This window comes from Candidatus Omnitrophota bacterium (genome assembly GCA_014728045.1).
GTDB lineage: Bacteria > Omnitrophota > Gorgyraeia > Tantalellales > Tantalellaceae > WJMH01.
Genome location: WJMH01000002.1, coordinates 52,501 through 73,561 on the forward strand (window position 1 = coordinate 52,501; position 21,061 = coordinate 73,561).

The following is a 21,061-nucleotide window of genomic DNA, read 5'->3' on the forward strand; positions in this document are numbered from 1 at the left end:
CGTGTCCCGTGGTACTTGGGAGAAGATCCCAGCCGGCTTGTCACATTTCACCTACAAGACTATCACTTCCTACGGTTAACCTTTCCAGGTTATTCGGTTATATGACAAGCTGAAGCCGACCGGTCAGCACCCCGGTCCGGATCTTTCCCTCTACCATCCGCGGACAACGCGTGCCAGCTTTAACATCCGCGGATTTTGGGCTATTCCCGTTTCGCTCGCCGCTACTCGGGGAATACCTGTTTGGTTTCTTTTCCTCAAGTTACTTAGATGGTTCAGTTCACTTGGTTCACTCCCGCTTGCGCGGGTGACCGGGCATTACCCCGGCCGGGTTCCCCCATTCGGAAATCTCCGGGTCAAAGCTTGTTTGCAGCTTACCGAAGCGTTTCGCCGCTTACCACGTCCTTCATCGCCTTTTCGTACCTAGTCATCCACCATAAGCCCTTAGTAGCTTGACCACAAAATCGATTTATAAAAAATCAAGTATGTGGACATTTTGCCCTCGTTTCGTTACTTGGTAAAGATACCATTATCACAATTTGTCAAAGAACAGTGCCGGAATGATCCGGCAAAAAAACCTGACGTTCGGCGGCTAGCCGCCTCACGAAAATACTGGTGGAGCTGAGGGGGCTCGAACCCCTGACCCCCTGCTTGCAAAGCAGATGCTCTTCCAGCTGAGCTACAGCCCCACGTGATGTGGTGGTGGGCCCATCTGGAATCGAACCAGAGACCTCCGCGTTATCAGCACGGCGCTCTAACCAACTGAGCTACGGGCCCAGGAGAATGCCTAGAGATCTCGCTTCTGGGATCTCTGCCTCATTCCACATAATATCTATATTTAAATAACCGAAAGTGCATGGAACGGTTTTTGGGTTTTATTTTATAGTCCGTCTTCAAAAGAACCCGGACTTTTTTTCTCCTTAGAAAGGAGGTGATCCAGACGCACCTTCCGGTACGACTACCTTGTTATGACTTAGTCCTCCTTGCCAAGCACACCTTCGACATCGCCCTCCCAAGGGTTAGGCTAACGGCTTCGGGTGCACTCAACTCAGGTGACTTGACAGGCGGTGTGTACAAGACCCGGGAACGTATTCACCGCAACAAGGCTGATTTGCGGTTACTAGCGATTCCAACTTCACGGAGGCGAATTGCAGCCTCCGATCCGAACTGGGGCCGGCTTTTTGTGATTAGCTCCACCTCGCGGTCTCGCTGCACATTGTACCGGCCATTGTAGCACGTGTGTAGCCCTGGGCGTAAGGGCCATACGGACTTGACGTCATCTCCTCCTTCCTCCAGTTAAACACTGGCAGTCTCCCAAGAGTGCATCTACCGAAGTAGATTAGCAACATGGGACGATGGTTGCGCTCGTTGCGGGACTTAACCCAACATCTCACGACACGAGCTGACGACAGCCATGCAGCACCTGTATAGGTTCCTGATTGAAACAGGTCGTCCCCCTTTCGGGTTCCTACTGCCTATATGTCAAGCCCAGGTAAGGTTCCTCGCGTAGCATCGAATTAAACCACATGCTCCACCGCTTGTGCGGGTCCCCGTCAATTCCTTTGAGTTTTAGCCTTGCGACCGTAGTCCCCAGGTGGGGCACTTAACGCGTTAGCTCCGACACAGACCTTGCGGCCTGCACCTAGTGCCCATCGTTTACAGCTAGGACTACCAGGGTATCTAATCCTGTTCGCTCCCCTAGCTTTCTCATCTCAGCGTCAGTATCGAGCCAGTAAGCCGCCTTCGCTAATGGTGTTCTTCCGGATATCTACAGATTTCACCCTTACTTCCGAAATTCCGCTTACCTCTCTCGTACTCAATCTTACCAGTATCGAATGCAGTTCCTTAGTTGAGCTAAGGGATTTCACATCCGACTTAATAAGACGCCTACATGACCTTTACACCCAGTGAATCCGAACAACGCTTGCCTCCTCCGTATTACCGCGGCTGCTGGCACGGAGTTAGCCGAGGCTTCCTCTGCAGGTACCGTCAAACTAAGGTGGTATTAATACCTCAGCATTCATCCCTGCTGACAGAGCTTTACAACCCGAAGGCCTTCATCGCTCACGCGGCGTCGCATTGTCACCCTTTCGGGCATTGCAAAAGATTCTCGACTGCAGCCTCCCGTAGGAGTCTGGGCAGTGTCTCAGTCCCAGTGTGGCTGACCATCCTCTCAGACCAGCTACCCGTCTTCGCCTTGGTAGGCCGTTACCCCACCAACAAGCTGATAGGACGCGGGCTCATCTAAGGGCGACAGGTCCATTTTCAGGATCCCCGTCTTTAACTACTGTCACTTGGCAACCGTAGTCTTATCCGGTATTAGCTCGCCTTTCGGCAAGTTTTTCCGAACCCAAAGGGAGGTTACCCACGTGTTCCTCACCCGTTTGCCACTATCCCCCTCCGAAGAAAGGGATCGTTCGACTTGCATGCCTAATCCACGCCGCCAGCGTTCGTTCTGAGCCAGGATCAAACTCTCCAGTTTAATCTTGGTGAACCATACACTTTCGGTTATTTAAATTTCAAAGAACATAATAAGCGCAAAAAAACCCATTTAATGATACGATTATTTTCATAACATTAACGGGAATTTTTCGCGCGTTTCTATTAACTATCGTATATTAATATTATGCCTCAATATGCGAAAATAGTCAATAGCATTTCAAAAGCATCAAAGCTGTTTCAAAGAATCACGCCTGTGGCGTAGATGACATTTTACATGAATCGGTACAAATGTCAAATATTATTTTAAAAATATTTTTAAGCCCGGAAAACCTTGCCAAACTTGCGTTTGCCGACCTTGAGAACAGCACCCTCTTTTGTGAGGGAGATTTCGGCTGCCGGATCTGTCACTTTTTCACCGTCTATGGAAACGGCATTCTGGGAGATGAGCCTTCTTGCCTCGGACTTCGAAGAGGAAAAGCCGACCTCGCTTATAAGATCGACAAGACCTATCTCGGATTTTCCGATGGCGAACTCTGGCATATCCTCGGGAAGCCGGCCCTTGGCGAAAACCGCCTCAAAAGCTGATCTTGCCTTTTTCGCCTCTTTCTGGCCGTGATATTCGGATGCGATCTTCTCGGCGAGGGAAGACTTGACCTTCTTAGGATGAGCACGGCCGGACTTAACCTCTTTTTCAAGGGCTTTATAGTCGATGTCCGTCAAAAGCTCATAGTATCTCCACATAAGCTCGTCTGAGATGGACATTATCTTACCGAACATCTCCTCGGCGGGTTCGTTTATTCCCACGTAATTATTAAGGGACTTGGACATTTTTTCAACCCCGTCAAGGCCTTCCAGGATAGGCATGGTCAGGATCACCTGTGACTCGAAATTATAAGGGACTTTCTTCCCTCGGCCTATCATGCCGCGGAAAAACTCGATACTCTTCTTGAGGTAGACTACCGTCTCCGGATCAAGGCCGTAACTCTTCTGAAGCCCCCTGCCGACAAGGAGGTTGAATTTCTGGTCGGTGCCGCCGAGCTCAACGTCGGACTCCATGACCACCGAATCATAACCCTGAAGAAGGGGATACAAGAATTCAAGAATGCTTATCGGCGCGTTGGTCTTGTACCTGTTGAGAAAATCGTCCCTTTCAAGCATTCGCGCGACAGTGTACCTGCTGGCCAGATCGAACAATCCTTCTTCTCCCAGCTTGGCACACCACTTTGAGTTGAACACCACCTGGGTCTTATCTTTATCGAGTATCTTGAAGATCTGTTTTTTATAGGTCTTCGCGTTCTCCTTGACCTGTTCGGGAGTAAGCTGTTTTCTTAGCTTGGACTGGCCGGAAGGATCGCCTATTCTGCCGGTAAAATCCCCTATCAGAAAACAAACCGTGTGCCCCAACTGCTGGAAATGCCGCATTTTACGCAACAGCACAGTATGCCCCAGATGTATATCCGGCGCGGAGGGATCGAATCCGGCCTTGATTATAAGAGGCTTGTTCCTCGAAAGCTTCTTTTTGAGCTCTTCGAGACTTATTATCTCGTCGGCACCTCTTTTTATAAGCTTGATCTGCTCGTCAACGGGCTTCATGATTGGTCATTTTAGCATAGATACTATTTCCTGTCAAAAAAGGGGTTTTTTCCCGTTGCAGAAAGCGGTATCCCTATGGCTTGAGCCGCCTTCGAGCCCAATACCCCGGTCTCCATCGCTGCCCTGCCGATCGAATACATGAGACGATTATCCACATGCTCCGAAGCGGCAAGCGAGACCGCCGACCCCAATGCGATACCCAGATCCATGGATATGTAAGCGCACACGCCCTTCGTCCCGGAAAGCTCCTTGCAGGTCGGATACCCGCAGAACCCGCAATTAAGCCCGAGGGTGGTCTTCTTTGCCGCTATGACCACGATCTGGTCCGCATCTTTTATACTTCCAGCGTCCCGCGCGCAGCTGGGGCGGTTATCGCGCTTGGCTATCTTCTTCATGCCGGAAATGACCTTCTTTTTATCGCCAGAGCTCAGCATGGTAATAATGAGGTTATCCTCTCCCTTGGTCTTGGGAGCGGTCCTGGCGGCAACGCACATGCGCCGGGCTGTATCTTCAAGAGCCTCGCGCCTTATCGCATCATACTTCTTTGGCATACTTCCTCCTTAAGTCTCAGAAAAAAGGACGGCTCGAAAGCCGTCCTTTCTGGATCGTATATTTAAGAGCCGTTGGCTCTACTCTTTGTCCTGTTGGGAAGCATTATCCGGGCCTTCTTCGGTGCTGGGCTCCTCCTGAGGTTTTTCAGCTTCAGCTGATGAGTGTTCCTCGCCTGCAGTTGGCTCCTCAGCGGCTGAAGATCCCTCTTCGGCCTCTTTCTTTTCGGCCTTCACTTCTGCGGACTTGATCTCTCCCTCCAGACCTTTCTGACTTAGAGCTATCTTCTTCTGGACACCGTCAATGTGAATGATCTTAACCTTGACGGTATCGCCTATGTTGAAGACGTCTTCCATTCTCTGGTTGGGCTCTAAATTGATCTCTGAAATATGGAGCAGACCTTCCAGTTCGTCCTCAAGCTCAACAAAAACACCGAAATTGGTGATATTTGTGACCTTGCCTTCGCATACAGTATCAGGCTGGTATTTTTTGCTTATCTCGTCCCAGGGATCCTGTACGAGCTGCTTGACACCGAGAGCTATCCGCCTGTTCTGCTCGTCCACGTTAAGGATCATCGCATCTATCTGTTCTCCCTTGGTCAACATGTCCTTGGGATGGGTGACCCTCTTGGTCCAGGAAAGATCAGAAACATGAACAAGGCCCTCAACGCCCTTTTCCAGTTCAACGAACGCGCCGTAATCGGTAACCGCGCTGATGGTGCCTTTGACCTGATCTCCGACATTGAACCTTTCCTCGACCCCTTCCCAGGGATCCTTCTCCAGCTGTTTTACGCCGAGAGAGAGTTTCTGGTTCTCCTTGTCTATCTTAAGGATCATCGCTTCCACGGTGTCACCCAGTTGGAATTTTTCGGTCGGGTGATTGAACTTCTTTGACCAGGAGAACTCGGATATATGGATCAAGCCTTCTATCCCCTTTTCCAGTTCCACGAATACGCCGTAGGGCATGATGTTAACGACCTTTCCGGGAACAACGCTACCCTCGGGATACTTCTGTTCGATATCATCCCATGGATTTTTGGTCTTCTGCTTGAGCCCCAGAGAGACCTTGACGCTGGTCTTGTCGAAATCAAGCACCTTCACTTCGACCTCGTCACCTACCTTGACGACCTCAGTCGGATGGCTGATCCGGCCCCAGCTCATATCGGTGATATGCAAAAGACCCGTTATCCCGCCGCCTATGTCTATAAAGGCTCCGAAATCGGTTATGTTGCGCACTATGCCCTTGACAAGGTCGCCCTTGTTGAGGCCTTCCAATATCTCCCGTTTTTCTTCCTGGCGTTTTTCTTCAACGATCTCCTTGCGGGAGAGAACTATGTTCTTGCGGGGAATATTGATCTTGACTATCCTGAATCTGATCTTCTGCCCCACTATGTTGTCGGGACCGCCAAAGTCCTGCATCATCGAAAGACTGGCCGGCAGGAAGGCATCCATGCCGACATCCACCATGAAACCGCCTCTGACCTTCTTGTAGACCTTGCCTTCGATCTCATCGCCTTCCTTGTAATTCTCTATTATGTTCTGCCATCCCTTGAAACGTTTGGCCTTTTCATGGGAAAGCACGACCATACCCATGTCGTTTTCCTTCGATTCGAGCATAACATCCAGTTCGTCACCGACCTTCAGTTCATCCGCGTCGGCTACCTCGGATTTGTACACAACTCCTTCGGATTTGTAACCTACATCCACAAGGATCTCCTTCTCGCCGATCTGGACTATCTTGCCTTTGATGATCTGCCCTTCCTGAACATCATTGATGCTTTCCTCGTACAGCCTCATCAGTTCTTCGTTAGGTTGTTTGTTTTCTCTTTCCAATACCATCACACTAATCAACTCCTTTTATATAGATTTTTGGAACTCATATTTTACCGTTTTTCAGGAAAAGATTCAACTTATTTATTGTAAATACCCGTGGCGACAAGGGGTAACCGGAAAAATCCCGTAAAGCCCCTAAAATGGTCATCCTACCAGGTTCTCATCAAGCCCCTCTTTGATCCGGCCGATCCTTTCCATGACCAGAGTGGATACCTTATCATAATCCTTTCCTTCCTCCCCGGCCTCTTTGAGGTATTCTTCGGGTTGTATAGGCTTGCCTATGACCGCCCCTACCCTGGTGCCCATCTTGATGGGTTTTCCCGTTGGGAAAGCCTTGGCCGTGCCATATACATAAATGGGCACCACCTGGACCCCGGACTTTACCATCAAATATCCGGTTCCTGTTTTAGCCTGCTGAAGCTCGCCGGTGCCGGACCTGGTCCCTTCGGGGAAAATGCCAACAACATGCCCTTTCTTCAGACGCCTTATCGCTTCTTTTATACCTCTTACTGCGTTCTTTCCCCGCTTTACCGGGATACAGCGGACATTCCTGGTCCAAAAGCCTACAAGGGGCATATCAAAAAGTTCCTGCTTGGCCATGAAATCCACCGGATATTTACTGCAGGCATGGCCCACTAAAGGAGGGTCCATCAAACTGGAGTGGTTTGATGCTACTATGAAAGGCGGTTCGGGCAGATTCTCACGCCCGAAAACGCGGACCTTCAGCATTATCTTAAGCAATATCGTGAACAGCGCTCTTGAAATATAAAACAGCATATTTATTTCTTTCTGACCTGTTGAGCGATCCTATCCACGACCTGTTCGATAGATAGATCCGTTGTATCGATGAAAACAGCATCCTTGGCTTTCTTTAAAGGGCCCACCTTGCGGGTCTTGTCGGTATGGTCCCTCTGCTTGAGGTCATCGGCGACCTCCGCCCTGGTAATGGGATGGCCCTTTGCGCGCATCTCCGCCAGACGGCGCTGGATCCTTTCCTCAAAGGAAGCGTCCAGGTAGAACTTATATTTTGCGTTGGGCAGGACTACGGTGCCGATATCACGCCCTTCCATCACCGTACCGTTGATGTCGCTGGCCATACGCCTCTGGAGGGCAACAAGGTTCTCTCTCACCTCGGGTATCTTGCAGATATGTTTCACGTTAACCGTGACCTCCATCTTGCGTATCTGCTCGGAGATGTCCTCCCCGTCCATGATAACGCGGATGGAGCTTTTATCATCGTCCCTGACGGGCACAAGATCGAAATCAAGACAAGAAGAAAACCTGATTATCTCATCCTCGTCATCCAGATCCACGTTCTGTCTCATGACTTTAAGGGTCAGCGCCCTGTACATGGCACCGGTATCGATATAGACATACCCCAGTTTTTCGGCGACAAGCCTGGAAACGGTGCTCTTGCCGCTGCCTGCGGGGCCGTCTATAGCAACAGCCTTGTTATTCTTGAACAATCTCATCTCTTTTTCTCCTGGCCTCTTCAAGCAGCCTCTCAAGTTGACCTCTGTCATTCTCCCGCAAAGCTTTTTCTATCGACTCAAGCATTTTTTTGTAGCGCTTTATGGAGCCTAGCACGTTGTCCCGGTTGGTCATGAATATATCGCTCCATAAGGCCGGGTCCGAAGCAGCGATCCTGGTAGTGTCCCTGAACCCGGACGATACCATCTGTTGAGGGATCTTTTCTTCCAGTGCGTTAACCAGCGCAAAGGCCGCCGCATGAGGAAGGTGGCTGGTATAAGCGAGGTATTCATCATGTTCTCCGGGTGAAAGCTCAACTACGGTTGCGCCCATCTCTTGCCAGAGCATCTTTATTTTACCTCTCGCATCCGCAGAGGTAGATCTCTCCGGGGTTAGAACACAGACGGAATCTTCGAAAAGCTCCGCGCAGGAGTGCTCAACTCCCGTCTTCTCGGAACCGGCAAGGGGATGCGCCCCCACGAAACTGAACCTGTCGCTGAATTTCCCGGCAGCAAGGACTATCTCCCTCTTGGTACTGCCGACATCGCTGACAATGACATCGGATGAATCCACGGTATCGGCAAGGCTCTCAAAGACGTCTTTTATGGTATGCACCGGAGTGGCTATAAAGACCGCTTCGGCCCCCTTCAATGCCTCCGGGTAGCTGTTGACGAACCCGCGGGTGATCGCCCTTTCTTTAAGCGCCCTCTCCAGCGAGGACTCTCTGCGGCACACCCCCACGACCTCTTCGACAAGCTGCTTTTTCATAAGAGCCTTACAGATAGACCCGCCGATAAGCCCTGTACCTATCACTACTATTTTCCTGAATTTCCTGGTCATAGTTTTAAATAGTCTTTCCAACGGCTTTTGCCACCTTCGCCGCTTTTTCCATCATCTGCTGGAACTTCTCCGGAAGAAGCGACTGGTCCCCGTCCGAGAAAGCATCTTCCGGGACCGGATGCACTTCCACGATAAGACCGTCCGCTCCGGCTGCTATTGCCGCGTACGACATCGAACTTACAAGCCCCCACCTTCCTGTACCGTGGGAGGGGTCAATGACGACCGGCAGGTGCGTAAGGCTCTTGAGCGCCGGTACCGCGTTAAGGTCCAGCGTGAACCTGGTAAAGTTCTCAAAGGTCCTTATGCCCCTTTCGCAGAGAACCACGTTAGGATTCCCCCCGGAGAGTATGTACTCGGCGCTCATGAGGAATTCCTTGATGGTGCTGGCTATGCCTCTTTTAAGCAGAACGGGTTTGCGCAGCTTTCCGACTTCCTTGAGAAGATTGAAATTCTGCATGTTCCTTGCGCCTATCTGTATAACATCCACGTATTTCTCGAACATTTCGACGTGGCGGGGGTCCATCAACTCCGAAACGACCAATAGACCCGTTTTCTTCCTGGCCTCGTTCATGTACTTCAAAGCTTCTTCGCCCATGCCCTGAAAACTGTAAGGGCTGGTCCTGGGCTTGAACGCGCCGCCCCTCAGACCGACCGCTCCGGAGGCTTTGACCGATTCTGCCGTTGACAGGAGCATATCTTTGTCCTCGACCGAACAGGGTCCGGCTATGACCACGAGTTTCTTTCCTCCTATTACCACCCCTGGGCCCAGCTCGATCTTGCTGGGTTTGGGTTTATATTCAAGGGACGCCAGCTTGAAAGGCTTGAGTATGGGCATGACCTTTTCCACACCGGGAACACCTTCAAGAGGCAGAACCCTCAAGACATCCTCTTCGCCGATAACTCCGATTATGGAACGTTCAACACCTTCGGACAACCAGGGCTTGAGCCCCAGCTTCTGGATCTTGTCCATCAGGTGGTCCACCTGTTCCTTGGTGGCATTGGGCTTAAGAACAATTATCATATCTTCTCCTTACTTTACGGGAATTTCATTTATGGCTTCCTCAAAGACACTGAGGAATTTATCGTTCTCTTCCGGGAGGCCCACGTTGACCCTTACGCAGGTATCCAGCCCCCAGGACGACATCTCACGTATTATCACGCCTTTTTTCAGTAAATGCTCGAAGATCTTCCTGGCGTCACGCTTTGTATCTACAAGTATGAAATTCGTCCGGCTAGGCACGTAAAATATACCCATCTCGTCGAACTTTTTATAGAGCTTGTCCTTGCCTTCCCGGACCATGGCGATAGAGGCTCTGGGATACACCTCATCCGCCAGGGAAGCCACGGCCGCGGCCTGTGCCAGCGAATTGACATTGAAAGGCTCCCTGACCTTGTTGAGGGAGGCGATCACGTCCTCGTTAGCGATACCGTAACCCACGCGCAATCCGGCCAGACCGTATGCTTTTGAAAACGTCCTGGTTATGATGATATTCAGGTCCTTCTTTTCGATGAGGCCGAGGGTTTCCGGATAATCTCCCCCCGTGCCGAATTCATAATAGGCTTCATCCATGAACACAAGAACGTTCTCGGGCACTTTTTTCAGAAAAGCGCTCAGCTCTTTTTCGGTCACATAGGTGCCGGTAGGATTGTCGGGATTGGCGATAAATACTATCTTGGTCCTCGGGGTAATGGCCTCGACCATCCGGTCAAGATCATATTTGAAGTTCTTCGAAGGGACCTGCCGGACAGTGGCTCCGGCTATCACCGAAGAGATCTTATAGATCAGGAAAGTGGGATCGGCTATCACTACCTCATCGCCCGGGTCGACCGAAGCCCTTAACGCCATGGTGATGATCTCGTCAGAACCGTTCCCGCAGATGAAGTTATCCTCGCTGAGAGAGAATTTATCGGCCAGGGCCCTTCTCAGATAAAAACATCCGCCGTCGGGATATCTGTTGAGGTTCTTAGCCGCGGCCATAATGGCCTCTATGACCTGAGGCGGAGGGCTGACGGCGTTCTCGTTGGACGCAAGCTTGATAACGTCATCAAGAGCGTGTTCGCGCCTTACCTCCTCTATGGGCTTACCCGGTTTATAGGTCGGCACTCCCCGTATTATCTCTCTCCAAAGCTTTTTCGTGACACACCTCCCGGCAACTATTTAGATGTCTTTTTTTTAAAGCCCTTGTCGCCCCTGGGGTAAGAACCCAGTATCTTGACAAAATGGCATTTTTTCTCCAGGTCCGTAAGCGCCTTCCTGACCTTCGGAGACTGGCAATGCCCTTCCAGATCCACGAAGAAATAATATTTCCAGGCTCTCATTTTGGAAGGTCTGGACTCTATCTTGGTCAGATTTATGTTCTTCGTCTTGAAAGAACTGAGCATATCATGAAGAACACCCGGCCTGTCTTTTACAGAGAACATTATGGAGGTTTTGTCCGAACCAGATATGTTGCTCATCTGTTTCCCTATGATGAGGAACCTCGTCATGTTGGTCACGGAATCCTCGATGGACCTTGCTATTATCTTAAGTTCGTACTTTTTAGCCGCGAGCTCACTCGCGATACAGGCCGAATCCTTCCGTGAAGCTACCATGTCGGCGGCCTTGGCGGTGGAGGCGCATTCACAGAGCCTGGCCTTTGGGTAATTCTTCTCGATCCACCTGCGGCACTGCCCGAAGACCTCGGACTTGGAATAGATCTTCTTGATGGAACTCTTCTCACCCTTCTTGCTGAGGAGGCTGTGCCGTATGGGAAGATATATCTCCGAACAGATCAAAAGTGTTGAGTCCACGAACATGTCCAGCGTGTGGTTAACAGCTCCTTCTGTGGAATTCTCGATAGGCACCACCCCGTAGTCGGCATTACCCTTTTCAACCTCTCTGAACACGTCGGAAATACTGTCACAGGAGAGATAATCAACGCTGGAACCGAATTTTTTAAGCGCCGCCTGGTTGGTAAAGGTTAGTTTTGGACCGAGATAGGCTACTCTTGTAGGGTGTTCAAGAGCAAGGCAGGCGGACATGATCTCGGCGTATATGGCCTTCATGGATTCGTCCGCGATCGGCCCGGCGCTCTCTTTGACCACCTTGGAATAAACATGACTTTCCCTGTCCGGGCTGTACAGCGGCTGTTTACCGGCCTTTTTGAGTGCGCCGATGGAACGGCTTACCCTGCCCCTCCTGTTAACGAGCTCCACGATACGCGAATCCAATTTATCTATCTCTTTTCTAAGATCACTCAGTTTTTTCGGGCTCATTCTCCGGCTCCTTTGCTATTGCTTCTTCCTGCACATCGGACGAACCGTCCTGTTCAACCTGAGACTCCTGCGCCTCACCGGCCTCTTGGTTCTCAACCACCTCCTGGGACTTGCCGTACTCAAGGTCCTCCTCGCTGAAATCCCTTAATACCGGCAGGTCGTCCAGAGAGTTCAGCCCGAATATCTCCAGGAATTGCTCGGTGGTTCCGTATACCAGCGGGCGGCCTATAACATCTTTCCTGCCCTTGACCTGTATAAGCTCCTTGTCAAGCAGTGTCTGGAGCACTCCGCCGATATTCACGCCTCGGACGCTTTCGACCTCGGCCCTGGTGACTGGCTGTTTGTAAGCGATTATCGCCAGAGTTTCCAGAGAGGGACCGGTCAACCTGTCCACATGCCTCTGATAAAGGTTGCCTATCCAGGGCATGAACTCCGGCTTTGATACTATACGGTACCGTCCAGCTATCTCGGCTATGTTGAAAGCCCTGTCGGGCCCGCCGTATTCGCTTTTTAGGGCGTTCACGCCTTCATCTATGTCCTTGCCGTCGGCGATATCTATGGCGGACCTGAGTTCTTCCCTGCTGAGCCCCTGCTCGGAAACGATAAGAAGAGCTTCAATGATATTCTTTATCTTACCGCTATTTTCCATCTCAACCTCTTTTTGATCTTTGGATCCGTTCATTCACCCTTTGCGGCACCCTTGACCAGCTCAGGGTTCCTAATTATCTCTATTTCTTCAAAAGGACCTTTCTGTGCCACGAAGATCTCCCTCATCTTGATAAGCTCAAGCACTGCAAGGAAGATAGCTATGACCTCATCCTTGCATCTGGCCCTCGAGAACAGGGCTGAGAAATATATCCTGGGGTCCTTGGCCAGGATGTGGTATATCTCGTGTATCTTATCGCTTACAGTATACTCGTTCTTGACGACCTTGTGGAACGTCTCCTTCGGCACGGTCGTCAGTATCTTCCTGAAAGCGGTAATAAGGTCAAAAAGGCTCGCTTCAAAGTACTCGGTCCCGTCATCGGAGACGATTTTCGCCTTGCTGCCTTCCCCCCGCCTAAGGAACAAGCTCTTACGGTCCTCGAACCTCTCCTGCAGATGGGAAGCGGCTTCCTTGTATTTCTTGTACTCCAGAAGTTTTCTTACCAGCTCGTCCCTTGGATCCTCTTCTTCTTCGGCCCCTTCTTCATTCTCTTCCTGCGGCAGCAGCATCTTGCTCTTTATGTGTATAAGAGTGGCGGCTATGACCAGGAATTCACCGGCGATCTCAAGGTCCAGCATTTTCATCAGTTCCAGGTAATCCAGGTACTGCTGCGTGACGTCGGATATCGGTATGTCATAGATATCTATCTTGTCCTTTTTGATCAGGAAAAGCAAGAGGTCCAGAGGTCCCTCGAATATGTTGAGTTTCACCTTGTAAGACATTTTCCCGTCGTCACCGGTCTATGACCTGATGAAGGCATTTCTTCACCTTGGTCATGGTTTTATGCGCAGCTTCCCTGGCCTTTTTGGAACCTTCTTCGATTATCTGCCTGACATCATCATCGGTAAGTTCCTCCCGCCTCTGCCTTATAGGGCCGAGGTAGTCATTGAGAGCGGCGGCAAGCTTCTTCTTTACCTCGACATCCCCGACCTTGCCGGCCCGATACCTCTTTTTGAGGTCCTCGACCTGTTCGCTGTCGGAATTGAATATATCATGGTATATGAACACCGGATTACCCTTTACCCTGCCGGGCACGTCCGCGCGGACCCTGTTGGGGTCGGTGTACATGCTGTATACTTTCTTGTTGACCGTCTCGGGAGAGTCGGATAAAGAGATGAAATTACCGTAACTTTTTGACATCTTCCGGTTGTCCAGACCGACCAGTTTGGAGAACTGCGTGAGCATAGGCTGGGGTTCGACGAATATCTCTTTCCCGTAAAGACTGTGGAACCTTCGTATGATCTCCCTGGCAAGTTCAAGATGATGCTTCTGGTCCTCTCCCACCGGCACCAGATCTGCTCTGTAAAGGGCTATGTCGGCGGCCTGGAGCACAGGATACCCCAGGAACCCGTAGGTCGCGAGCATGCGTCCCTTGATCTCCCTGAGCTGTTCTTTGTAAGTTGGGCACCTCTCCAGCCAACCCAGGGGGGTAAGCATCGAGAAGACCATGGCAAGTTCCAGGTGCTCGGGCACCATGCTCTGAATGAAAATAACGCTTTTTTCCGGATCTATGCCGCAGGATATCCAGTCCTTGACTATCTCGAAACTGTTCTTCTTTATGTCCGACGGCTTCTCGTACTCGCTCATAAGAGCGTGCCAGTCGGCGACCATGAAAAAGCAGTTATATTCTTCCTGGAGCTCGATCCAGCTCTTCAAAGCCCCCACAAGATGCCCCAGGTGGAGCTTGCCCGTGGGTCTCATCCCGCTAAGTATATTTTTCTTTTTCATACTGCCGGTATTCTCCGCAACACGCGGCAAAGGTTTATTTTTCCAATCGCCTGGCTACTTTCTCGATCTTATAGGCCTCAAGTATGTCGTTCTTCCGGAAACTGTTGAAGCCCTTTATGGTAATGCCGCATTCAAAGCCCTCTCTGACTTCCTTCACGTCATCCTTGAATCTTCTGAGAGCGTTTATGTGTCCGTCAAAAACGGTCTCATCGCCCCGCTTGACCCTTATGCGGTCCTTCCTGTGTATGGTCCCCTTGAGCACAGCGCATCCGGCAACGGTCCCGGTCTTGGAAGAGGAGAACAGTTCGCGCACTTCCGCGCGCCCCTGGAAGACCTCTTTCTCCTCCGGCTCGAGCAGACCTTCCATGGAAGCCTTTACATCCGCTATGACCTCGTAGATCACATCGTAAAGGTGGATATCAACGTCCTCGTTCTTGGAGATCTCCTCGGCCTTGGGGTCCACTTTCACGTTGAAGGCTATTATCACGCCGTTGGACACTATCGCTAACATGGCATCGGACTCGTTTATGTTACCGACGGCCGAATGTATTATGTTCACCTTAACCTCTTCAGTATCAAGGTCACGTAAAGACTGCGCGATCGCCTCTATCGAACCCTGTACGTCCGCCTTGAGAATGATCTTAAGCTCCTTCATGCTGCCGTCGGCGACCATGCTGTGGAAATCCTCGAGACTCACCCTCTGGCCGCCGGCTATCTTGTGTTTCCTGGTCTCCGACTGCTTGAGAGAAGCAAGGGTCTTCGCTTTTTTCTCATCTCTCACCACGAAGAACTCTTCCCCGGCCTCGGGAACGCCCTGCAGGCCCAGAACTTCGACCGGCGTGGAAGGCAGCGCCTGTTTGACCCGTTCACCAAGGTCGTTAATCATCGCCTTTACCTTCCCGTAATAGGAACCACAGAGCACCACATCTCCCGGATGCAGGGTCCCGTTCTGCACGAGGAGAGTGGCCACTATACCCTGACCGGGTGTCTTCTTGCCCTCTATTACTGTGCCTCTTGCCCTCAGTTCCGAATTGGCCTTAAGCTCCAATAGTTCTGACTCCAGCATGAGCATCTCCATGAGATTGTCCACGCCTTCGCCTGTTTTGGCGGAAACGTCTATCATGATGGTCTTACCTCCCCAGTCCTCCGGAGTAAGGCCTTCCACCTGCAGTTCCCTCTTCACCTTGTCCGGATTGGCATCAGCCAGATCACACTTGTTGATAGCAACGACTATCGGAACACCGGCGGCCCTGGCGTGATCTATGGCCTCTTTGGTCTGGGGCATTACACCGTCATCAGCAGCCACTACAAGGACCACGACGTCGGTCGCATGGGCTCCGCGGGCGCGCATAGCGGTGAACGCGGCATGTCCGGGCGTATCCAGGAACGTGACCGAACCGCCGGAGAGGTCCACCTTGTAAGCGCCGATATGCTGGGTGATACCACCTTTTTCGCCTTTTGTGACCATGGTCTTGCGTATGTAATCCAGCAACGAAGTCTTACCGTGGTCTACGTGACCCATGAAGGTGACTACCGGAGCGCGCGCTTCAACGGCGACCTTCTCACCATCATGGTGCTCGGCTACCAGTTCTTTTTCAATTGACTCCATCGTTTCCGGAAGTTCCAGCTCATAGCCGAAATGGGCCATGATCTCGCGCACCTCTTCTTCCTCAAGATCCTGGTTTATGTTGACCATCATGCCCTTAGCCATGACGAACTTGATGATCTCGTTGGGTTTTTTGTTTATGTGAGGCGCCAGATCCCTGATGTTTATGGGAACATGGAGTTTTACCTTCTGCGGGGTTTTTCTTTCAGGAGGCTTTACCGGAGAAGAAACGGTGCGGGGTTTCGTCTGGCCTCCCGAAGAAGAAACCACGGTCCTTTTGACCTTCCTTATCTTTGGGCGCACTTTGCGGACCCGCTGCACTTTCTTTACACCGGCGGTCTTCTTGTTTTCCATCTCCTTGGCGAGCTCTTCGGGGGACAGTTTTTCTATCGCCTTCTTGGGTTTGCTCTTGGCTGACGCTTTTTCTTTCTTCGCTTTTTTGTCAACGGACCTGGTTTTTTCTTCAAGCGCTTCTGTCTCTTCCGGTTTGGCCCTCTTGACTATACGTATGCCGCCCAGTTTGCTTTTCTTCTCGGGTTTGGTTTTTTCCTCCTTGGTCTTTTCTTTGACCTTTTCTTCCTTGGGAGGCTTCTCTTTTTTGGCGACGGGTTGCTCAGTCTTTTTGCCCGTTTTTTTCTCTTTCTTTTCCTTTTTCTCTTTTTTTTCTTTTTTTTCTTTTTTTGGTTCTTTTTCCTTCTTCGGGGCCTTCTTGACCTTGGCTGCCTTCTTGGCGGGTTTCTTCGGTGGTTTCACTCCGCCCAGCTTAAGGCGTACCAGCCCGGCTATCTTATCGTCTATTTCGCTATCAGGTGTATCCGCATCAACATAGAACTTCTTCAGCTGTTCAAAAATGTTCTCAACGGGTACATCCAGTTCTTTTGCCAGTTTTTTTATTTTAATGGACATATAACTCCTGCTCTATTTCTCTTGCTGGTCGGTTTCCTTTTCTTCTTCCCGAGTCTCTTCCTCGGAGGGGGTTTCGTCTTCGGCCTTTTCTTCTTCGGCCTCCTCGCTGGTCTCTTCCTCCGGGACCTCTTCAGCGGCTTCCTCTTCCGCCGGGGTTTTCCCCTGCTCTTCGGGCATTTCTTCTTCAGGCTCCTTCGGCTGTTCAGCCTCTTCGGCAGCTTCCTCTTCAGGCGCCTCTTCCACCGCTTCTTCCTGAGAAGCTTCGGACTCTTTTTCCGCGGCCTCTTCGGCCTCCTGAGCTTCGACCTGCGCGGCCGCATCTTCACAGGCTGCTATTATCTTCTCTGCGGTCTTCTGACCTACACCATCAAGCTCCAAAAGCCCCTCGGCACCGGATTGAAGCACCTTCTCGACACTGTCAAACCCCGCCCCTTCAAGGGTCTTGAGGGTCTTTTCGCCTATCCCCTGTACCTCGGTAATGGGTATCTCCCACACTACTTCGGTCGACTCGGCTATCAGTTCCCATCCCAGCAGCTTGGACGCCAGCCTTATGTTCCTTCCTTTCTTGCCTATAAGAAGCGAAAGCTGGTCCTGCGGTACCACTAAAGTTATGGTCTTGCTTTCCCTGTCCACGACCATCTGTGATATCTCCGCGGGACTTACGGCCGTCTTTAAATAAGTCCGGATATCATCGTCCCAGCGGACGATATCTATCCTTTCGCCGTGAAGCTCCCTGACGATATCCCTTACGCGGGATCCCCGCATACCCACACAGGCTCCCACAGGATCGACTTTCTCTTCCTTGGAACTGACGGCGATCTTGGTCCGTTCTCCGGCTTCGCGAGCTATGGACTTTATTTCAACTATACCCTGGGATATTTCCGGGACTTCAAGTTCAAACAGTTTTTTAACGAACCCCTCGTCCGTACGGGAGAGTATGATCTCGGGGCCGCTGGTCCCCCGTTCCACTTTCTGCAGATAAGCCCTGATCTGTTCCCCCTGGCGGAACCTTTCGCGGGGGATCTGACCGGATTTGGGCAAAAGGGCCTCGGTGTCATCAAGTTCAACGATCACGTTACCTTTTTCAAAACGATGCACTCCTCCGCTGACGATACTTCCGACCTTTTTCTCGTATTTTTCGAATATCACGTCCCTTTCGGCTTCGCGTATTTTCTGTATAATGACCTGTTTGGCCGTCTGGGCGGCGATTCGTCCGAACCTTTCGTTCTCAACAACCTCCCCTTCGGAAAAGACCGTGATCTCGCCGGTCTCCTGATCCATGGTAACGGTGATGTCTTCCTTGGATATATCCGGATCGTCTATGACCTTGCGCGCCGCGCTCACCAGAGCGCTTTCTATGGCGGCGAAAAGGATATCCTTGCTGATACCTTTTTCCCTCTCGATCCTTTCTAACGCGGTTAACAGTGCTCCGTTCATGTCATTACTCCATGTTCTCTTTTATAATGATAAACACAATTTGGCCTTGGCCACGTTCTTCCTGGCTATGCGGACCTGTCTGCCCTGCTCGTCCTCTATGGTGATATCCTTATCCCCGTCGGCTTTGATGAGTTTGCCCGTCAGCTGGCGCTTCTCCTCTACAGGCTCGTAAGTTCTCACCCTGACCTGCTTGCCCAGGGCCCATAAAAAGTCATTGTCTTTTTTCAGGGACCTGTCCAGGCCCGGAGAACACACATCAAGAGTGTAGCCCAGTTCGAACATTTTCTGATCGTCTATCCATGTGGAAACGGTCCTGTTGAAATGCGTACATTCATCAAGTGTTATACCGCCTTCCTTGTCCAGGATTATCTCCAGGAAAAAGGCCTTCCCGCCCCTGGTAGTAAGATCCACTACCTGATAACCTGAACTTTCGGCTTCCTTATTTATGTAATCCAGAAGATCTTCCGGTACTCTGAGTTTAACCATTGTTCGCCTCTTGTTCTTTTTCCGGTAAAAAAATAAGTGGGCGCCGGGCCCACTTACATTTGTTGCGTCAAACGTATGTGATTTTAATATAATAATATATGATTGTCAAGGGTTTTGATGATAACGCGTTATTCTATCCCCCGTTCAGGCTTTATCTGTTTTGAAGCGTCTTCATCCAACAGAAAGAAAAGCTGGCCGGCAACAGGCTTAACACGAGAAGCCGGAAGATCACTATCTCCCCGCTCGAGTACCCGTCTCACTATCGCGGCTTTGCCTCTTCCGGAGACCAGAAAAACCACGTTCTTGGAGGAATTAATTACAGAAAGCCCCAGGCTGACGCGCTGATGCCTCGTCTGGCCGCCATTGACCGAAACCGTAAGCCTCTCTGTGGTAAATAGATCCGGGTTTCCCGGAAAAAGCGAAGCGGTATGTCCGTCTCTGCCCATACCCAAAACCACCAGATCGAACACGGGAGATCCATATCCTTCCTTACTGAAAAAATCCGATAACTCTTCTTCATATCGGCGCGCGGCAGCCTCGGCGCTGTTCTCGGCAACCGGGACAGGATGGCAGTTGGAAGGATCGATCCCGGCAGGCTCCAGGAGCAGTTCATTTATCAAACGGTAATTACTGTCTTTATCTTCAAGAGGAACGAACCGTTCATCTGCAAGGAATAGATGGGTCCTCTCCCAGGGAAGGTTTTTGGACAGGACGAGCCTTCGATAAAGACCCACGGGAGAACATCCTCCCGAAAGAGCTACGACGAATAGGTTCCTTTCACGGAGAGCCTGTGCGGCCGCCTCTTGCCAGATCTTCTCGGCAGCCCGTGCCAGCTCATCCTCTGAACTGAAGATCCGGATATCACATTCGGGCATAAAAAGTTCCTCGTATAGCCCCGGGCTCACTCTTCGTAATCCCAGAAAGGCGAAAAAATGTCTTCGTCATATTCAACTGATGTGGTTCCTTCCGGACGGCCGTACTCATCATAGTATTCGTTTTGTTCCCCGGCAAGCGGCGGGTCCGGATTGTATTCTTCCGCGGGGAGGCGTTCTTTGTCGCCGTAGTACTGCTTGGCCACCAGATCACCTTCGGAGTTATACAGTTTTCTTTCGGTCAGTTTCCCGCTGGGACCGTAATAACCCTCAGCCACCATGTTCCCGCCTTCGTACTTAAAACGCATAGCGGCCCAGCCGTCAGGTCCTTCCCGAAGATCACCGTTCTCGCCGTAATAGGCTTCGGCTATCTTGTGCCCTTCGTCATCGTATTCTATGTACTGTTCCAGAGTACCATCCTCGCGGTAATATTTTTCCAGCTTGATATCCCCCTCTGAATCATACCTTTTGACGGATCTTACGTTCCCGTTATCCCAGTAATCCTTGTTTTCCATCCAGCTGGACTGGGCGGAACACTGCAGAAGCGAAAAAAAGAACATAAAGAGCACTACAGCTAAAAACATTATTCTCTTCATTTTGGCTTACACCTTTCCCTTCTCTTTTAATTATACCCGGAGAACTGTTCGGTTCTTATGGTATCTTCTCCAAGCGCGAGGTCTTCGCACAACACTTTTCTCAGGCCCTTCAGCATTCCTGGGGGCCCGCATATATAGAACACCCGCTGCGTGTAATCGGGTATCTCCTCTTTTATCATCTCCGCGTCTATAAGGCCCCTGCGGCACTGTTCCGATACCGGACATACATCGGGGGCGGTAAGAGTGTAAACTACCTGGAACTTATCGTTAACCTCAGCCATCCGATCCAAATCCTCCCTGAAAATTATATCCTCCTCGGTATTATTGCCGTAGATGAGAACCATTTCCGTGGGAAGTTTGCTGTCCGTGGCGTATTTGGCCATGCTCCTCACCGGCGTTATGCCTATACCGCCCGAGAGAAACGCGATCTTCCTGTCTTCTTCAAGAGTGAATTTCCCGTAAGGCATCCTGAGGCTCGCCCTGGCTCCCGGCTTCATCCGGTCGAGAGCTTTCGAAAAATCGCTTCCGGTAAGACGCTTGGTAAATTCGGCATACCCCTCTTCGGTCGGCGAATTGGAAAAGGAGAACGGCTTTTCCATTCCGGCGCCCCCGACATCTATCTTAACGAAAAAATACTGGCCGGCCTTGAACTCGATGCGTTTATCGATCCCGAAACGGAAGCTTTTCACCCCCGGGGCCCTGTCTATGACCTCTGTCAGATTTGTCTGGATCTGCTGCATGGAAAA

Annotated in this window: 18 protein-coding genes, 2 tRNA genes and 2 rRNA genes (1 of these 22 cut by a window edge); all 22 read right to left on the bottom strand. The window is 51.0% G+C overall.

What is annotated here, in order from left to right; all coding sequences use genetic code 11:
- Window positions 1–456: ribosomal RNA gene (locus GF409_00345) — 23S ribosomal RNA — on the bottom strand (it extends 2,529 nt beyond the left edge of the window).
- Window positions 457–610: 154 nt separating this feature from the next.
- Window positions 611–686 (bottom strand) — tRNA-Ala (locus GF409_00350).
- Window positions 687–697: 11 nt separating this feature from the next.
- Window positions 698–774, bottom strand: a tRNA-Ile gene (locus GF409_00355).
- A 144-nt stretch (window positions 775–918) separates the two neighbouring features.
- Window positions 919–2,481 (bottom strand): 16S ribosomal RNA (locus GF409_00360).
- Together the 16S and 23S rRNA genes with 2 tRNA genes alongside form the textbook arrangement of a ribosomal RNA operon.
- A 273-nt stretch (window positions 2,482–2,754) precedes the next feature.
- Window positions 2,755–4,032, bottom strand: coding sequence for a tyrosine--tRNA ligase (gene tyrS, locus GF409_00365; protein MBD3425662.1), 1,278 nt, complete (start codon window positions 4,030–4,032; stop codon window positions 2,755–2,757).
- Between the two features lie 23 nt (window positions 4,033–4,055).
- The gene (locus tag GF409_00370) at window positions 4,056–4,583 is read right to left on the bottom strand and encodes a ferredoxin (protein MBD3425663.1); all 528 of its coding nucleotides are present in this window, start codon (window positions 4,581–4,583) and stop codon (window positions 4,056–4,058) included.
- A 78-nt stretch (window positions 4,584–4,661) separates the two neighbouring features.
- The gene (gene rpsA, locus GF409_00375; protein MBD3425664.1) at window positions 4,662–6,419 is read right to left on the bottom strand and encodes a 30S ribosomal protein S1; all 1,758 of its coding nucleotides are present in this window, start codon (window positions 6,417–6,419) and stop codon (window positions 4,662–4,664) included.
- A gap of 138 nt (window positions 6,420–6,557) precedes the next feature.
- On the bottom strand, window positions 6,558–7,190 hold the full coding sequence (locus tag GF409_00380) for a 1-acyl-sn-glycerol-3-phosphate acyltransferase (GenBank protein ID MBD3425665.1): 633 nt from the start codon (window positions 7,188–7,190) through the stop codon (window positions 6,558–6,560).
- A 2-nt stretch (window positions 7,191–7,192) separates the two neighbouring features.
- A complete protein-coding gene (locus GF409_00385) occupies window positions 7,193–7,885 on the bottom strand; it encodes a (d)CMP kinase (protein ID MBD3425666.1) in 693 nt (230 codons plus the stop codon).
- The gene (locus tag GF409_00390) at window positions 7,866–8,723 is read right to left on the bottom strand and encodes a prephenate dehydrogenase/arogenate dehydrogenase family protein (protein MBD3425667.1); all 858 of its coding nucleotides are present in this window, start codon (window positions 8,721–8,723) and stop codon (window positions 7,866–7,868) included. Before GF409_00390 ends, GF409_00385 begins: the two co-directional genes overlap by 20 nt.
- A gap of 4 nt (window positions 8,724–8,727) precedes the next feature.
- Complete coding sequence (aroF, locus tag GF409_00395; GenBank protein ID MBD3425668.1) at window positions 8,728–9,744, bottom strand: 3-deoxy-7-phosphoheptulonate synthase; 1,017 nt, start codon at window positions 9,742–9,744, stop codon at window positions 8,728–8,730.
- A gap of 9 nt (window positions 9,745–9,753) precedes the next feature.
- Entirely contained in the window at window positions 9,754–10,881 is a 1,128-nt protein-coding gene (locus tag GF409_00400) for a histidinol-phosphate transaminase (GenBank protein MBD3425669.1), read from the bottom strand.
- On the bottom strand, window positions 10,878–11,978 hold the full coding sequence (gene pheA / locus GF409_00405) for a prephenate dehydratase (protein ID MBD3425670.1): 1,101 nt from the start codon (window positions 11,976–11,978) through the stop codon (window positions 10,878–10,880). Before pheA ends, GF409_00400 begins: the two co-directional genes overlap by 4 nt.
- Window positions 11,956–12,660 (bottom strand): SMC-Scp complex subunit ScpB, encoded by a 705-nt coding sequence (gene scpB, locus GF409_00410; GenBank protein ID MBD3425671.1) that lies wholly within the window; start codon window positions 12,658–12,660, stop codon window positions 11,956–11,958. Before scpB ends, pheA begins: the two co-directional genes overlap by 23 nt.
- Window positions 12,657–13,406, bottom strand: a complete 750-nt coding sequence (locus GF409_00415; protein ID MBD3425672.1) for a segregation/condensation protein A — start codon at window positions 13,404–13,406, stop codon at window positions 12,657–12,659. The genes scpB and GF409_00415 overlap by 4 nt, the downstream gene beginning before the upstream one ends.
- Window positions 13,407–13,416: 10 nt before the next feature.
- Window positions 13,417–14,412 (bottom strand): tryptophan--tRNA ligase, encoded by a 996-nt coding sequence (trpS, locus tag GF409_00420; protein ID MBD3425673.1) that lies wholly within the window; start codon window positions 14,410–14,412, stop codon window positions 13,417–13,419.
- 34 nt (window positions 14,413–14,446) lie between these two features.
- The gene (gene infB, locus GF409_00425) at window positions 14,447–16,924 is read right to left on the bottom strand and encodes a translation initiation factor IF-2 (GenBank protein MBD3425674.1); all 2,478 of its coding nucleotides are present in this window, start codon (window positions 16,922–16,924) and stop codon (window positions 14,447–14,449) included.
- A 12-nt stretch (window positions 16,925–16,936) separates the two neighbouring features.
- Entirely contained in the window at window positions 16,937–18,361 is a 1,425-nt protein-coding gene (gene nusA / locus GF409_00430; protein ID MBD3425675.1) for a transcription termination factor NusA, read from the bottom strand.
- A 21-nt stretch (window positions 18,362–18,382) separates the two neighbouring features.
- Window positions 18,383–18,847, bottom strand: coding sequence for a hypothetical protein (locus tag GF409_00435; protein MBD3425676.1), 465 nt, complete (start codon window positions 18,845–18,847; stop codon window positions 18,383–18,385).
- Window positions 18,848–18,975: 128 nt separating this feature from the next.
- Window positions 18,976–19,722, bottom strand: a complete 747-nt coding sequence (gene pgl / locus GF409_00440; protein MBD3425677.1) for a 6-phosphogluconolactonase — start codon at window positions 19,720–19,722, stop codon at window positions 18,976–18,978.
- Between the two features lie 26 nt (window positions 19,723–19,748).
- Complete coding sequence (locus tag GF409_00445; GenBank protein ID MBD3425678.1) at window positions 19,749–20,315, bottom strand: hypothetical protein; 567 nt, start codon at window positions 20,313–20,315, stop codon at window positions 19,749–19,751.
- Between the two features lie 26 nt (window positions 20,316–20,341).
- Window positions 20,342–21,055: a hypothetical protein gene (locus GF409_00450; GenBank protein ID MBD3425679.1), complete on the bottom strand. Its 714-nt coding sequence runs from the start codon at window positions 21,053–21,055 to the stop codon at window positions 20,342–20,344.
- Window positions 21,056–21,061: the final 6 nt, after the last annotated feature.

Coding starts and splice junctions, on each gene's coding strand:
- tyrS (MBD3425662.1), bottom strand. CDS start 4,032: ATGAAGCCCGTTGACGAGCAGATCAAGCTTATAAAAAGAGGTGCCGAC.
- GF409_00370 (MBD3425663.1), bottom strand. CDS start 4,583: ATGCCAAAGAAGTATGATGCGATAAGGCGCGAGGCTCTTGAAGATACA.
- rpsA (MBD3425664.1), bottom strand. CDS start 6,419: ATGGTATTGGAAAGAGAAAACAAACAACCTAACGAAGAACTGATGAGG.
- GF409_00380 (MBD3425665.1), bottom strand. CDS start 7,190: ATGCTGTTTTATATTTCAAGAGCGCTGTTCACGATATTGCTTAAGATA.
- GF409_00385 (MBD3425666.1), bottom strand. CDS start 7,885: ATGAGATTGTTCAAGAATAACAAGGCTGTTGCTATAGACGGCCCCGCA.
- GF409_00390 (MBD3425667.1), bottom strand. CDS start 8,723: ATGACCAGGAAATTCAGGAAAATAGTAGTGATAGGTACAGGGCTTATC.
- aroF (MBD3425668.1), bottom strand. CDS start 9,744: ATGATAATTGTTCTTAAGCCCAATGCCACCAAGGAACAGGTGGACCAC.
- pheA (MBD3425670.1), bottom strand. CDS start 11,978: ATGAGCCCGAAAAAACTGAGTGATCTTAGAAAAGAGATAGATAAATTG.
- scpB (MBD3425671.1), bottom strand. CDS start 12,660: ATGAACGGATCCAAAGATCAAAAAGAGGTTGAGATGGAAAATAGCGGT.
- GF409_00415 (MBD3425672.1), bottom strand. CDS start 13,406: ATGTCTTACAAGGTGAAACTCAACATATTCGAGGGACCTCTGGACCTC.
- trpS (MBD3425673.1), bottom strand. CDS start 14,412: ATGAAAAAGAAAAATATACTTAGCGGGATGAGACCCACGGGCAAGCTC.
- infB (MBD3425674.1), bottom strand. CDS start 16,924: ATGTCCATTAAAATAAAAAAACTGGCAAAAGAACTGGATGTACCCGTT.
- nusA (MBD3425675.1), bottom strand. CDS start 18,361: ATGAACGGAGCACTGTTAACCGCGTTAGAAAGGATCGAGAGGGAAAAA.
- GF409_00435 (MBD3425676.1), bottom strand. CDS start 18,847: ATGGTTAAACTCAGAGTACCGGAAGATCTTCTGGATTACATAAATAAG.
- pgl (MBD3425677.1), bottom strand. CDS start 19,722: ATGCCCGAATGTGATATCCGGATCTTCAGTTCAGAGGATGAGCTGGCA.
- GF409_00445 (MBD3425678.1), bottom strand. CDS start 20,315: ATGAAGAGAATAATGTTTTTAGCTGTAGTGCTCTTTATGTTCTTTTTT.
- GF409_00450 (MBD3425679.1), bottom strand. CDS start 21,055: ATGCAGCAGATCCAGACAAATCTGACAGAGGTCATAGACAGGGCCCCG.